The sequence below is a fragment of the Variovorax sp. YR634 genome, assembly GCF_900106655.1.
Lineage (GTDB): Bacteria > Pseudomonadota > Gammaproteobacteria > Burkholderiales > Burkholderiaceae_C > Variovorax.
In genome coordinates, this window is sequence record NZ_FNOL01000023.1 from 23,285 (window position 1) to 38,076 (window position 14,792).

12 protein-coding genes are annotated in these 14,792 nt (G+C 67.1%); all 12 read left to right on the forward strand.

The features are described 5' to 3' along the window. The first annotated feature begins 49 nt into the window (after positions 1 to 49). The 12 genes from motA to flhF all read left to right on the forward strand — a co-directional run bounded on the left by motA (position 50) and on the right by flhF (position 14,782). Complete coding sequence (gene motA, locus BLV60_RS27980) at positions 50 to 910, forward strand: flagellar motor stator protein MotA (RefSeq protein WP_093058568.1); 861 nt, start codon at positions 50 to 52, stop codon at positions 908 to 910. A gap of 13 nt (positions 911 to 923) precedes the next feature. Continuing rightward, on the forward strand, positions 924 to 1,802 hold the full coding sequence (gene motB, locus BLV60_RS27985; protein WP_093058569.1) for a flagellar motor protein MotB: 879 nt from the start codon (positions 924 to 926) through the stop codon (positions 1,800 to 1,802). A gap of 25 nt (positions 1,803 to 1,827) precedes the next feature. Then, positions 1,828 to 3,891, forward strand: coding sequence for a chemotaxis protein CheA (gene cheA, locus BLV60_RS27990; protein ID WP_093058570.1), 2,064 nt, complete (start codon positions 1,828 to 1,830; stop codon positions 3,889 to 3,891). A 29-nt stretch (positions 3,892 to 3,920) separates the two neighbouring features. Beyond that, complete coding sequence (locus BLV60_RS27995; protein WP_093058571.1) at positions 3,921 to 5,240, forward strand: EAL and HDOD domain-containing protein; 1,320 nt, start codon at positions 3,921 to 3,923, stop codon at positions 5,238 to 5,240. A gap of 94 nt (positions 5,241 to 5,334) precedes the next feature. Beyond that, on the forward strand, positions 5,335 to 6,174 hold the full coding sequence (locus BLV60_RS28000) for a CheR family methyltransferase (RefSeq protein ID WP_371127411.1): 840 nt from the start codon (positions 5,335 to 5,337) through the stop codon (positions 6,172 to 6,174). Beyond that, positions 6,171 to 6,809, forward strand: coding sequence for a chemoreceptor glutamine deamidase CheD (gene cheD / locus BLV60_RS28005; RefSeq protein ID WP_093058573.1), 639 nt, complete (start codon positions 6,171 to 6,173; stop codon positions 6,807 to 6,809). Before BLV60_RS28000 ends, cheD begins: the two co-directional genes overlap by 4 nt. A gap of 56 nt (positions 6,810 to 6,865) precedes the next feature. Next, entirely contained in the window at positions 6,866 to 7,891 is a 1,026-nt protein-coding gene (locus BLV60_RS28010; RefSeq protein WP_371127412.1) for a protein-glutamate methylesterase/protein-glutamine glutaminase, read from the forward strand. A gap of 31 nt (positions 7,892 to 7,922) precedes the next feature. Beyond that, positions 7,923 to 8,318 carry a chemotaxis response regulator CheY gene (cheY, locus tag BLV60_RS28015; RefSeq protein ID WP_172839779.1) on the forward strand — a complete coding sequence of 132 codons (396 nt, stop codon included), beginning with the start codon at positions 7,923 to 7,925 and terminating at the stop codon, positions 8,316 to 8,318. Position 8,319: 1 nt separating this feature from the next. Next, a complete protein-coding gene (cheZ, locus tag BLV60_RS28020) occupies positions 8,320 to 8,961 on the forward strand; it encodes a protein phosphatase CheZ (protein ID WP_093058575.1) in 642 nt (213 codons plus the stop codon). A 144-nt stretch (positions 8,962 to 9,105) separates the two neighbouring features. Next, entirely contained in the window at positions 9,106 to 10,248 is a 1,143-nt protein-coding gene (flhB, locus tag BLV60_RS28025; protein WP_093058576.1) for a flagellar biosynthesis protein FlhB, read from the forward strand. After that, entirely contained in the window at positions 10,245 to 12,344 is a 2,100-nt protein-coding gene (flhA, locus tag BLV60_RS28030) for a flagellar biosynthesis protein FlhA (protein WP_093058577.1), read from the forward strand. Before flhB ends, flhA begins: the two co-directional genes overlap by 4 nt. Next, the gene (gene flhF / locus BLV60_RS28035) at positions 12,341 to 14,782 is read left to right on the forward strand and encodes a flagellar biosynthesis GTPase FlhF (protein ID WP_093058578.1); all 2,442 of its coding nucleotides are present in this window, start codon (positions 12,341 to 12,343) and stop codon (positions 14,780 to 14,782) included. The genes flhA and flhF overlap by 4 nt, the downstream gene beginning before the upstream one ends. Positions 14,783 to 14,792: the final 10 nt, after the last annotated feature.

The following is a 14,792-nucleotide window of genomic DNA, read 5'->3' on the forward strand; positions in this document are numbered from 1 at the left end:
GAGGCCTGGGGTTTGTTGATTCGACGCCGCAGGGCGATAGGGGAAGCGCGTGCTGGTTCTGGCTGGATATCTCGTGGTGATAGGTGCCGTGTTCGGTGGCTACGGCCTCATGGGCGGGCACTTCGGCGTCCTGTTCCAGCCGGTGGAGTTGCTCATGATCGGCGGCTCCGCGCTGGGCGCGTTCATTGCCGGCAACAACGGCAAGACCATCAAGGCCACCATCAAGGAGTTACCGCTGCTGCTGCGCACCTCCAAGCACAACCGCCAGCTCTACATGGACCTGATGGCGCTGCTGTACGAGCTGCTCGCCAAGGCCCGCAAGGAAGGGATGATGAAGCTGGAGTCCGACGTCGAAGACCCGACCCAGAGCGAGATCTTCATGCGTTACCCGAGCATCATGGCGCACGAGGGCATCACCGTCTTCCTGTGCGACTACCTGCGCCTGGTCATCAGCGGCAACACCGACGCGCACGAGATCGAGGCACTGATGGACCACGAGATCGAAACCATCCGCCACGAAGCCGCGGTGCCCGGCCACAGCCTCTCGCGCGTGGGCGACGCACTGCCCGCGCTGGGCATCGTCGCGGCCGTGATGGGCGTGGTGCACGCGCTCGGCTCGGCCAACCTGCCGCCTTCGGAGATGGGCGCGCTCATTGCCCACGCGATGGTGGGCACCTTCCTCGGCGTGCTGCTGGCCTACGGCTTCGTGTCGCCGCTGGCTTCGCTGATCGAGCAGAAGGTGGAAGAGGGCATGAAGATCTACCAGTGCGCCAAGGTCACGCTGCTGGCCAACCTCAACGGCTACGCGCCGCAGCTCGCGGTGGAGTTCGGCCGCAAGGTGCTGTTCTCTACCGAGCGCCCGTCGTTCACCGAACTGGACAACCACGTCCGCGAAGTCAAGGCGCGCTGACGCATACACGGCCATGAGCGACTCGAAGCCCCAGATCATCGTCAAGCGCGTGCACGCGGGCGCGCGCGGCGGCGGCCATGCGGGCGGCGGCTGGAAGATCGCCTATGCCGACTTCATGACCGCCATGATGGCCTTCTTCCTCGTGATGTGGCTGCTCTCCATCTCGAGCCCGAAGCAGCGCGAAGGCATTGCCGAGCACTTCCGCATGCCGCTGCGCGTGGCGCTGGCCGGCGGCGAGAAGTCCAGCCTCAGCACCAGCATGATCCCCGGCGGCGGCGCCGATCCGATGCACGTCGAGGGCGAGGTCAAGCTCACCGAAACGGCCAGCGAGGATGAGGCCGACGCCGCCCGCCTGGCCGACATGAAGAAGAAGCTCGACCAGCTGATCGAGAAGAGCCCGGTGTTCCAGCAGTTCCGCTCGCAGATCCTGATCGACATCACCACCGAGGGCTTGCGCCTGCAGATCGTCGACACCGAGAACCGCCCGATGTTCGAGCTGGCCAGCGCCCGCGTGGTGCCGCACATGCGCGCCATCCTGCGCGAGCTGGCACCTGCGCTCAACGGCCTGCCCAACAAGATCACGCTGTCGGGCCACACCGACGCCATCGTCTACACCAACGACCGTTCGTACGGCAACTGGGAGCTCTCGTCCGACCGCGCCAACGCCTCGCGGCGCGAGCTCGTGGCCGGCGGCATGACCGAGGACAAGGTGCTGCGCGTGATCGGCCTGGCCGACAGCATGCACCTGGACAAGGCCGACCCGCGCAACCCCATCAATCGGCGCATCAGCATCATCCTGCTCAACCATCGCACGCAGGAGCGCATCGAGCGCGAGAACAGCAGCGAGCCTGCCGGCACGCGCATCGGCAAGGCGGCCGCGAAGGCGTCGTAACAACAAAACAACAAGAGCTCAAGAGATGGACCTCAGTCAATTCACCCAGGCCTTTTTTGTCGAAGCCGTCGAACTGCTCGCGGAGATGGAGCAGCTGCTGCTGGAGCTCGACGTCGAGGCACCCGACAGCGAACAGCTCAACGCCATCTTCCGCGCGGCGCACTCGATCAAGGGCGGCGCCGCGACTTTCGGTTTCGTCGCCCTGACCAACACCACGCACGTTCTCGAGTCGCTTCTGGACCGCGCCCGCCACGGGCAGCTGCGCCTGAACGGCCGAATGATCGATGCTTTCCTGGAAACGAAGGACGCCTTGCAAGAACAACTCACTGCCTACCAGGCCGGCAAGGAGCCGGACCCGGACATGGTCGCGCACATCTGTGGCGTGCTTCAGCAACTCGCGCTGGAAAGCGGCGACGACAGCGCGGTGGCGCAGGTGTCCGCACCGGCGCCTGCTCCTGCTCCAGCGCCAGTGGCTGCGCCTGCAGCGCCGGTCGCATCGTCCGCATCGAGCAGCGGCGCACTGCGCATCCGCTTCGCGCGCCTGTCCGACAGCGAATGCGACCTGCTCGCGGGCGAGCTGGCCAACCTCGGCAAGGTGTTGTCGCGCACGCGCAGCAACGACCAGCTGACCGTGCTGCTGGAAACCACCTGCGCGCCCGACGACATCGTCGCGGTCTGTTGTTTCGTCATCGACGAGTCGCAGATCGACATCACGCATGAAGCCGCTGCTGCTGCCGTAGAGGCTCCGGCCGTGGCCGAAGCCCCGGCACCCGTGGCTGCGCCAGTGCCCGAACCGGCTGTAGTCGCCGAGGCATCGAAGCCGCAGGCAGCGGCATCGGTCGCCGCACCCGCCGCCAAGGAATCGAGCTCCATTCGCGTCGATGTCGAAAAAGTCGACCAGCTCATCAACCTCGTGGGCGAGCTCGTCATCACGCAGTCGATGCTCACGCAGGCCGCGACCATGCTCGACCCGGTGGCCTACGAGCGCTTCCTGAGCGGCCTCGGCCACCTGGAGCGCAATGCGCGCGACCTGCAGGAGTCGGTCATGTCCATCCGCATGATGCCGATGGACTACGTGTTCAGCCGCTTCCCGCGCGTGATCCGCGACGTCAGCGCCAAGCTGGGCAAGCAGGTTCGCCTGGACACCTACGGCAAGGAAACCGAGCTCGACAAGGGCCTCATCGAGCGCATCGTCGACCCGCTCACGCACCTGGTGCGCAACAGCCTCGACCACGGCATCGAAACGCCGGAAGTGCGCCTGGCCAAGGGCAAGGACGCCACCGGCCAGCTGCTGCTGTCGGCGCAGCACCACGGCGGCAACATCGTGATCGAGGTGAGCGACGACGGCGGCGGCCTCAACCGCGAGCGCATCCTGGCCAAGGCCATGCAGCAGGGCATGCCGGTCAGCGAGTCGATGCCCGACGAAGAGGTGTGGCAGCTCATCTTCGCGCCCGGATTCTCCACAGCCGAACAGGTCACCGACATCTCGGGCCGTGGCGTGGGCATGGACGTGGTCAAGCGCAACATCCAGGAGATGGGCGGCCACGTGGAGATCCACTCGCGCGGCGGGCAGGGCACCACCACCCGCATCGTGCTGCCGCTCACGCTGGCCATCCTCAACGGCATGTCGGTGAAGGTGGGCAGCGAGGCCTACATTCTTCCGCTGAGCTACGTCATCGAGTCGCTGCAGCCGCTGCCGGAGCACCTGCATTCCATTACCGCCGACGGCCACGTGATCCGCGTGCGCGGCGAATACCTGCCGCTGATCGAACTGCACCGCGTGTTCGACGTGTCGGGTGCGCAGACGCATCCCACGCAGGGCATCCTGGTGATCGTGCAGGCCGACGACAGCCGCTTCGCGCTGCTGGTGGACGAACTGCTCGGACAGCACCAGGTGGTGGTGAAGAACCTGGAAACCAACTACCGCAAGGTGCCCGGCATTTCCGCCGCGACCATCCTCGGCGACGGCAGCGTGGCTTTCATCATCGACGTGGGCGCCATGCCGCGCATCCAGCGCGCGCAGGCCGCGAGCACGGCCGCGCTGGCGGGCGCCGCCCGGAGGATTGCCACCGACGCCATCGCGCTTTGATCGCTCTGACACCCCACGGAGACAGCTGAATGCGGTTTGATTTCTTCCGGCGTTCCTCCGGCGACACAGGGGCCAACCCCGATCTTGGCGCCGGCACCGACGGGTCGGCACAGCCCGACGCGGGGCCCGACGGCCACGTGGCCTATGCCATGCTGCTCGACGCGCAGCGGCGCGTCATGGGCTATCGCATGGCCTGGCGCGCGGCGGGCGGCGAGGGCTCCGGCGTGTCCGGCGCTGCCGGCGTCAAGGCGCTGATGGACACGCTCGCCATGCACCTCAACCCCACGCCCGCGGGCTGGCTGCTGGGGCCGCAGCTGGTGTTCGTCGACGTGACGGTCGATGCGCTGTTCCAGAGCGAGCTGCAATCGCTGCCGCCACAGCACATGGTGCTGTGCATGGGCGTGGACGAACTGCTGGACGCGGACATGCGCTCCATCCTGCTGTTCCTGCGCGAGCAGGGTTTCGGCTTCATGCTGTGCGGCGCCACTGCGCTGCCCGAAGACCTCGAGCTGCGCGCCATCGTCACTCACTTCGAGGTGGATGCGCGCGACGCCGACACCGTGGCTCGGCTGCGCCGGGACGCGGAGCTGGGCCACCCGTCGGTCGAGCCGATCGCCTCGCGCGTGGAAAACTGGGACGAATTCGACGCCTGCGCCGGGCGCCGCGTGAATGTGTTCATCGAAGGCGCGTTCCGCAACCCGCCGGTGCGCGAGACCGAAGACGCGCTGCAGCCCGAGTCGCTGCTGATCGTGCAGCTGATGCAGATGCTCCAGCGCAACGAAGACGTGCGCGTCATCGAGGCCGCGCTCAAGCACGACGCTGCGCTCACCTACCGGCTGCTGCGCTACATCAACTCGCCCTCGGTCGGCATGGCGGTGGAAATCCATTCGCTGCGCCATGCGGTGGCCATGCTCGGCTACTCGCCGCTGTACCGCTGGCTGTCGCTGCTGCTGGCCACCAGCAACAAGGGCGGCTCGCCCTTCATGATGAAGAAGGCGATCCTGCGCGGGCGCTTCGTCGAACTGATGGGGCAGGGCATGCTGCCGGCCAGCGAGGCCGACAACCTGTTCGTGGCCGGCATGTTCTCTCTGCTCGACCAGTTGCTGGGCGTGTCGATGGAGGGCGTGCTGCGCAAGGTGCAGCTCACCGAGTCGGTGCAGCAGGCCATTCTTTCGCGCGGCGGCCTGTACGGCCCCTTCGTGGCGCTGGCCGAAAGCTGCGAGCTCGACGACGGACAGGCTTCGCGCCTGTCGGAAGCGTTGTTCCTGAGCGCGGACCAGGTCAATGCGGCACAGCTGTCTGCGCTGGTGTGGGCGCAGGACGCGAGCCCGGTCGCGGCCGGCCCCTGAACGCGCGCGAGGCCGGAAGTGCAGGGCATTTGTTCGTTTGATCGGGCCATTGGAAACGGCGGACGCTATGTACATTGAAAGCCAAGCTTCCAGGATGGCCGTGACTACCGAGTTCCTTTTTACCGACAGCGACTTTTCCCGGATCCGCACCCTCATACACCGCCGCGCCGGCATCGCCCTGGGCGAGCAGAAGCGGCAGATGGTGTACAGCCGGCTCTCGCGCCGGCTGAGAGAGCTCCAGGTACCCGACTTCGCCACCTACCTCGACTGGCTCGAAGGGCGGCAGGATGGCGAGGAGTGGCAGTTGTTCATCAACTCGCTCACCACCAACCTGACCTCGTTCTTCCGCGAGGCCCATCACTTCCCGACGCTGGCCGAGCACGTGCGCAAGGCGAAGCAGCCCGTCACCGTGTGGTGCGCGGCGGCCTCGACGGGCGAGGAACCCTATTCGATTGCCATCACACTGATGGAGGCGCTGGGCGACAAGGCGGGCTCGTCGCGTGTGATCGCCACCGACATCGACACCTCGGTGCTGGCCAAGGCGGCTACCGGCGTGTTCACCGCCGAGCAGGTGCGCAGGCTCGCGCCCGAGCGGCTGCGGCGCTTCTTCAACAAGGGCACCGGCGCGAATGCGGGCAAGGCGCGCATCCGCCCCGAGGTGGCGGCGCTGGTGAAGTTCTCGCGGCTCAACCTGCTCGACAGCGCGTGGGCGGTGAAGGAGCCGGTGGACGCGATCTTCTGCCGCAACGTGATGATCTATTTCGACAAGCCGACGCAGAAGAAGGTGCTCGACCGCTTTGCACCGCTTCTCAAGCCCAACGGCCTGCTGTTCGCGGGGCATTCGGAGAACGCGTCGCTCGTCAACCAGGCCTTCCGGCCGCTGGGCCAGACCGTGTACGAGCTGGCGCGCGCGCGCGCCACGGGCGTTCCATGATGGCCTCGAACCCTGCCGCACCGGACTCGGTGGCCAGCCACCACTACTTCGACCGCGACGTCGGCCTCATGGCCGTGAAGCTGTTGCCCTCCGAGTACTACGTGACTTCGAGCAACACCGTGCTGAGCACGGTGCTCGGCTCGTGCGTGGCCGCCTGCCTGCACGACAGGGAAGCCGGCGTGGCCGGCATGAACCATTTCATGCTGCCCGACGACGGCGAAGCAGCCGGCACCGGCACGCGCGACGCATCCGAGTCGATGCGCTACGGCGCCTACGCCATGGACACCCTGATCCGCGAGCTGGTGCGCGCGGGCGCGCGCCGCGACCGGCTGCGTGCCAAGGTGTTCGGCGGCGGCGCGGTACTGGCCAACATGACCACGCTCAACATCGGCGACCGCAACGCCGACTTCGTGCTGCGCTACCTGCGCAACGAACGCATCGAAGTCGCCGCGCAAGACCTGCGCGGGACGCATGCGCGCCGTGTGTGCTTCGTGCCGGCGACCGGCAAGGCCATCGTGCGCAAGCTGCGTGCGCAGACAGAAGTGGCGCAGGTGCAGAACGAAGAGGGCGAGTTGCTGCGCAGGCTGTCCGGCCTTCGCGCGGCGCCGGCTGCCTCAACCAAGGGAAACCCGTGAGCAATAAAAAAATCAAGGTGCTGTGCGTCGACGACTCGGCACTGATCCGCAGCGTGATGACGGAGATCATCAACAGCCAGAGCGACATGACCGTGGTGGGCACGGCGGCCGATCCGCTGGTGGCGCGCGACCTCATCAAGGTCACGAACCCCGACGTGCTGACGCTCGACGTCGAGATGCCGCGCATGGACGGGCTGGAGTTTCTCGAAAAGCTCATGCGGCTGCGGCCCATGCCCGTGGTCATGGTGTCGTCGCTGACCGAGCGCGGCTCGGAGATCGCGCTGCGCGCGCTCGAGCTGGGCGCCATCGACTTCGTGACCAAGCCGCGCCTGGGCGTGCGCGACGGCCTGCTCAACTACACCGAACTGATCGCCGGCAAGATCCGCACGGCCGCGAGCGCGCGGCTGCTGCCCGGCCGGCATGCCGCGGCCCCGCGCCCTGGCGGCGACGCGCCGCACGAATCGCTGCTGCGCAGCCCGCTGCTGAGCACCGAAAAACTCATCATCATCGGCGCCTCCACCGGCGGCACCGAGGCCATCCGCGAAGTGCTGCAACCGCTGCCGCCCGATTCGCCCGCGGTGATGATCGCGCAGCACATGCCGGCGGGCTTCACCCGCTCGTTCGCGCAGCGGCTCGACGGCCTGTGCCGCATCAACGTGAAAGAGGCCGAGCATGGAGAGCGCGTGCTGCCCGGCTATGCCTACATCGCGCCCGGCGGCTTTCACCTGTCGCTCGCGCGCAGCGGCGCCAACTACGTGGCCCACCTCGACCAGGAGCCACCGGTGAACCGCCACCGGCCGTCGATCGACGTGCTGTTCGATTCGGCGGCCAAGCACGCGGGCAAGAACGCCATCGGAATCATCCTGACCGGCATGGGCAGGGACGGCGCCGAAGGCCTGCTGCGCATGAAGCGCGCGGGCGCGCACACGCTGGCGCAGGACGAGGCCAGCTGCGTTGTCTTCGGCATGCCGCGCGAAGCCATTGCGCTGGGCGCGGTGGACGACGTGTCCCCATTGAGCGAAGTGAGCCGCCGGGTGATGGCGCACCTTCGCACGTTCGGCGAACGTGCGAACCGAGTTTGAAAAACGACCTGTTGGAGTTGGAAATATCGTGATCGACAAGAGCATCAAAATCCTGGTTGTGGACGACTTCCCGACCATGCGCCGCATCGTGCGCAACCTGCTGAAGGAACTGGAGTTCCTCAACGTCGACGAAGCGGAAGACGGCGCGGCCGGCATCGAGAAGCTGCGCGGCGGCAATTTCGGTTTCGTGGTGTCCGACTGGAACATGCCGAACATGGACGGCCTGACCATGCTGCAGACCATTCGCGCCGACCCCGAGCTGAAAAAGCTGCCGGTGCTGATGGTCACGGCCGAGGCGAAGAAAGAGAACATCGTGGCGGCCGCGCAAGCTGGCGCCAACGGCTACGTGGTGAAGCCATTCACCGCCGCCACGCTCGAAGAGAAGATCACCAAGATCTTCGAGAAGCTTGCGAAGGAAGCGGCCTGACATGAGCCAGAACGCTGCCGGGGCCGCGGACCCCACCAACACCGCCGAAGAACTGCTGGGCCGCATCGGCCAGCTCACGCGCCAGCTGCGCGAAGGCCTGCGCGAGCTGGGCCTCGACAAGCAGGTGGCCAAGGCCGCGCAAGCCATTCCGGATGCACGCGACCGCCTGAGCTACGTAGCCGCCACCACCGAGCGTGCCGCGCACCGCGCGCTGAACGCCATCGACGTGGCACAGCCGCTGCAGGAAGCTCTGGCCAGCGATGCCAAGGGCCTCAGCAAGCGCTGGGACCTGTGGTTCGAAAACCCCATCGAGCTCGACCATGCGCGCGAACTCGTGCTCGACACGCGCAGCTACCTCAACGAGGTGCCGGAACGTGCCGGCGCGATCAACTCGCAGCTCATGGAAATCCTGATGGCGCAAGACTTCCAGGATCTGACCGGTCAGGTCATCAAGAAGATGATGGAAGTGGTCAACGACGTGGAGACGCAGCTGCTGCAAGTGCTGATCGACAACTCCGCGCCCGAGAAGCGCCAGGAGGCCGCGCACAGCCTGCAGAACGGCCCGCAGGTCAAGCCCGGCAATCCCGATGCGGTGACCGACCAGGCGCAGGTCGACGACTTGCTGGAGAGCCTCGGCTTCTGAGCCCGGGGCCGGGCTTCCAGGCCCTGCCTATTGTCCGAATAGCAGGGCGATAAGGGCCCTTATCGGCAGATTGTTCCGGACGACCGAATTCAATAATTTGGTCATGAGCAAGGCGTACTTCGCCACTGCTGGTTCGGAGCATGAATGGCTGAGGAAAGCGATCTCGAAAAAACGGAACCCGCCTCCGAGCGACGCCTGGAAAAGGCGCGCGAGGAAGGCAACGTAGCCCGTTCGCGCGAGCTCACCACCTTCGTCATGCTGGGCACCGCATGCGCGGGGCTGTGGTTCGCAGGGGAGTCGCTGGGCACGAGCATGAGCGGTGCGTTGCACCGCGGCCTGCAGTTCGACCGCGCCAGCGCCTTCGATCCCTCGCACATGCTGGCCCAGACCGGGCTGATGGCGATGCACACGCTCATGGCCATCGGCCCGCTGTTCGCGATGATGATCGTCGCTGCCGTGGTCGCGCCGCTGATGCTCGGCGGCTGGCTGTTCTCCACCAAATCGGTGGGGCCGAACTTCAGCAAGCTCAATCCGCTGGCCGGCATCGGCCGCATGTTTTCCGCGCAGTCGCTGGCCGAGCTTTTCAAGGCGCTGGCCAAGTCGGCGCTGATCGGCGGCGTGGCGTGGTGGGTGGTATCGCGTGACATCGGCGCGCTGATGGACCTGATGGCGCAGCCCGCGCACTACGCGCTGCCGCACGCAATGGTGCTGGTGGCCAAGCACTGCGCACTGATCGCGGCCACGCTGTTTCTCGTGGCGCTGATCGACGTGCCCTTCCAGCTCTGGAGCTACTACCGCAAGCTGCGCATGTCGCGCGAAGACCTGCGCCAGGAGCACAAGGAAAGCGAAGGCGATCCGCACATCAAGGCCGCGATCCGCCGTCAGCAGCAGCAGATGGCGCGCCGCCGGATGATGGCCGAGGTGCCCAAGGCAGACATCGTGCTGACCAACCCCACGCACTTTGCGGTGGCGCTGAAGTACACCGACAGCGGCATGCGCGCACCGCGCGTGGTGGCCAAGGGCACCGAGCTGGTGGCCGCGCGCATTCGCGAGATGGCGCTGGAGCACAAGGTTGCGATTCTCGAAGCGCCGCCGCTCGCGCGCGCTCTCTACAAGCACACGAAGCTGGGCGATGAGATTCCGGCGGGCCTGTACACCGCGGTGGCCGAAGTGCTGGCCTGGGTGTACCAGCTCAGGCGCTGGAAGACCGAGGGCGGCGACGCCCCGCGCACGCCGACCGACCTGCCGGTTCCCGCAGACCTTCAATACACAGTGGAAGCCGCATGAACGCGATGACAAACCTGATGCGTCTGCCGACGCGTCTGTTCTCCGGCTCGCAGTTCAAGGGGCTGGCCGGGCCGATTCTCATCATCCTCATCCTGAGCATGATGGTGCTGCCGCTGCCGCCCTTCCTGCTCGACCTGCTGTTCACCTTCAACATCGCCATGTCGGTGATGGTGCTGCTGGTGAGCATGTACACGATGAAGGCGCTGGACTTCGCGGCCTTCCCGGCCGTGCTGCTGTTCTCGACGCTGCTGCGCCTGTCGCTGAACGTGGCGTCCACGCGCGTGGTGCTGATGCACGGCCACACCGGGCCCGACGCGGCGGGCAAGGTGATCGAGGCCTTCGGGCACTTCCTCGTGGGCGGCAACTTCGCGGTGGGTGTGATGGTCTTCATTATCCTCGTGCTCATCAACTTCATGGTGATCACCAAGGGCGCGGGGCGCATCGCCGAGGTGGGCGCGCGCTTCATGCTCGACGCGATGCCGGGCAAGCAGATGGCCATCGACGCCGACCTCAACGCTGGCCTGATCGGCGAAGACGTGGCCCGCAAGCGCCGCACCGAGGTTGCGCAGGAGGCCGACTTCTACGGCTCGATGGACGGTGCCAGCAAGTTCGTGCGCGGCGACGCGATCGCAGGCCTGCTCATCATGGTGATCAACATCATCGGCGGGCTGGTGGTCGGCATGCTGCAGCACGGGCTCGACTTTTCCACCGCCGGCAAGACCTACACGCTGCTGGCCATCGGCGACGGCCTGGTCGCGCAGATTCCGGCGCTCGTCATCTCCACCGCTGCCGGCGTGATCGTGTCGCGCGTGACCACCGACGAAGACGTGGGCAGCCAGCTCACGGGCCAGCTCTTTTCCAACCCGCAGGTGCTGTTTCTCACGGCCGGCATCGTCGGCCTGCTGGGCATGATCCCGGGCATGCCGAACCTGGCCTTCCTGCTGATCGCGGGCGGCCTGGTGTGGCTGGGTCGACGGCTTGTGATGCGCAAGCCGCAGGAAGCCGCGCAGAAGGCAGCCGCCGCCGCGCAGGCCGCGAACCCTGCGCCCTCGGCCGAGATGGAAGAAGCGACGTGGGACGACGTCGCAATGGTCGACCCGCTGGGCATGCAGGTCGGCTACCGGCTCATTCCGCTGGTGGACCAGTCGCAGCAAGGCGAGCTGCTGGGCCGCATCAAGAGCATCCGCAAGAAGATTGCGCAGGAGATCGGCTTCCTGGTGCCGGTGGTGCACATCCGCGACAACCTGGAGATCAAGCCCAACACCTACGTCATCAGCCTGAAGGACGTGGAGATCGGGCGCGGCGAGGCCTTCCCCAACCAGTGGATGGCCATCAACCCGGGGCAGGTGACGGGCACGCTGCCCGGCACTCCCACGCGCGACCCGGCCTTCGGCCTCGCGGCGGTGTGGATCGACGCCAGCCTGCGGCAACAGGCACAGGTGCAGGGCTACACGGTGGTCGATGCCTGCACGGTGATGGCCACGCACCTGAACCACCTGATCCAGACGCATGCCGCCGAACTGCTGGGCCGCCAGGAAGTGCAGCAGCTGCTCGACCAGATCGCCAAGACCGCGCCCAAGCTCACGGAAGACCTGGTGCCCAAGGTGCTGTCGCTCAGCACGCTGCACAAGGTGCTGCAGAACCTGCTCGACGAAGAAGTGCCCATCCGCGACATGCGCACCATCCTCGATGTGATGGCCGAGCATGCGCCGACCATCAAGGACCCGACCGAACTCACCACGCTCACGCGCCTGGCGCTGGGCCGCGCCATTACGCAGCAGCTGTTCCCGGGCGACACCGAAATGCAGGTGATCGGCCTCGACGGCTCGCTCGACGGCGTGCTGCAGCAGGCCTTGACCAACAGCAGCGGCATCGAGCCAGGCATTGCCGACAACCTGCTCAGGCAGGCGCAGGCCGCGATCCTGCGCCAGGAGCAGATGGGCTTGGCGCCGGTGCTCGTGGTGCAGCACGCGCTGCGCGTGCTGCTGTCCAGATTCCTGCGGCGCAGCCTGCCGCAGCTGAAAGTGCTTTCGCATGCGGAGATTCCTGACTCCCGCACCATCAAGATCACCACCGCCATCGGAGGACGAGGTTGAATTCCAAGCAGACCGACGTGCGCACCACCGCGCGCAAATTCGTCGCGGCCACCAGCCGCGAAGCCCTGAGGATGGTGAGGGAGGCGCTGGGCGCCGACGCCATCGTGCTGACGCATCGCGCAATGGCCGAGGGCGTCGAGATCGTCGCAATGGTCGAGGGCGAAGTGCAGGGGGTGTTGAAAGACACCGCGCCTGTGCCTGCGAAGCCCGTGGTGATCGCGGCGCCCGTGGCATCGGTCCCCGTGCCTGTGGCGGCCCCTGTGCCCGCTCCCGCACCCGCACCCGCACCCGCTGACACCGTGCTCACCGAACTGCATTCCATGCGCGGCATGATCGAAGAGCAGCTCGCCAGCGTCGTGTGGAACGACAAGCAGCGCCGCGACCCGGTGCGCGGCCGCCTGCTGCGCACGCTGCTTGGCGCCGGCTTCAGCGCGGGCCTGTCGAAGGCCATGCTGGAGAAGATGCCCACCGGCCAGACGTACGCCGAAGGCATGGCCTACGTGCGCTCGGAGCTGATCCGCGCCGTGCCCGTGCATGAAGACGAAGACGCGCTGTTCGCGCAGGGCGGCGTCTACGCCCTGATGGGCCCGACCGGCGTCGGCAAGACCACCACCACCGCCAAGCTGGCTGCGCGCTGCGTGATGCGCTTCGGTGCCGACAAGCTCGCGCTGGTGACCACTGACAGCTACCGTATCGGCGCCTACGAGCAGCTGCGCATCTACGGCCAGATCCTCAATGTGCCGGTGTACGCCGTGAAGGATGCGGCCGACCTGCACCTGGTGCTGCAGGACCTGCGCGACAAGCACATGGTGCTGATCGACACCGTCGGCATGAGCCAGCGCGACCGCGCCGTGTCCGAGCAAATCGCGATGCTCGGCCAGAGCCAGCGGCCCGTGAAGCGGCTGCTGCTGCTCAACGCCACCAGCCACGGCGACACGCTCAACGAGGTGGTGCATGCCTACCGCCACGGCAACGAGCTCACCGGCTGCATCTTCACCAAGGTCGACGAGGCCACGCATCCGGGCGCACTGATCGACACCGTGATCCGCCACCGCCTGCCGGTGCACTACATCTCCAGCGGCCAGAAGGTGCCTGAGAACCTGATGCAGGCCGATCGCGCGCAACTGGTGGACAGCGTGTTCCAGCCGCGCCAGCACAGCCCTCTGTTCGTGCCCGCGGAAAGCGATCTGCACGAGGAGCCGGCGAGCGCGGGCCCCTCGGCGCAGGTGGTGCAGGCGCAAGGCGAGACCGACCGCCTGCGGCTGAAGTACCAGAACCTGATTCGCGCCATGGCGCACGACGCGCAAGAGCTCGCCACCACCGCGAGCGCGCTGGCGGGCGCACAGATCGGCTTCGAGCGTTCGCGCGCACTCTGGCGCCAGGCCGGCGACGAAGGCTCCGGCCAGAAGGCCGTGCTGCACGACCTGATGGTGCATGCGCGCAGCGAAGTGGCCGCCGGCTGCGAGACCCATGTGCTCGCGCTGTGCGGGCAGGTCGGGCTGCGCTCGAACGAAGGCGGCGATGCTTATGAATGCCACGGCAGCCTGCTGCTGTCGGACCGCACGGGCCTGCCGCTGGCAGCGCCGAACCAGTGGCTCTCGACCGCCGCCACGCGCGGCATGAAAGACGCTGCGCGCAAGCCCGGCGCACGCCAGGTGCCGTGGCTGCGCCAGCAGGACTTCGGCCACAAGCCGCTGGTGCATCTGTTGACGAGGCTGCCCGGCATCGAGGCCATGGTGCAGTGGCAGGCGGCGGGCCAGCGCTGGCTGGCGCGCGCGCCGGGCTCCACCGCGGTGATCGACGTGCGCACCGGCGCACCCGACACGCTCGCGCGCATGGACTTCGAATTCGGCGTGGGGCAGCCCGTGCGCTTTCGCGGCAAGGCCGCGTTGCGCAGCGAGGCGCATGCCGACGTGGTGCTGCGCTTCAACGCAGCCGCCATGGCGGCGGGCATCGGGCGCGATGCGATGCCCGCGCTGCGCTGTGTGGCCACGCGGTTGGTCGATGCGCGTACCGGCAACGTGCTGGCGCAGGGCCATGCATTGACCAATATCGGCGCGGACGTTTCCACGCAGCAGCTCGCGCAATGGCAGGGCTGGGCCAGCGACGCCGAGCCCTGCTTCCGACTGCTGCGCGACGGTGTGCAGATGGTCGGCGGCATCGGCGAACTGGGCGACCCCGACATCATGAAGCGGCTGCTGATCGCCGGCCAGATGACCACCACCGTGTGGCGCCTGCTGCAGGCCGAAGGTGACTGGGCCGACCGCACGCGCGCGCTGCTGGGCCAGCTCACGGGGCGCCCGGCGCGCAACGGGCGGGCCATGAGCGGCAGTGCTCTGTATGCGGGCGTGGGCAAGCTCTTCCTGCTGCTGGAGGCGCTGGGCACCGAGTCGACCGCTCCCACGCAGGCGCCGCGTGCGCTGGAGAAGTTGGGTTGAGGAATCAGGA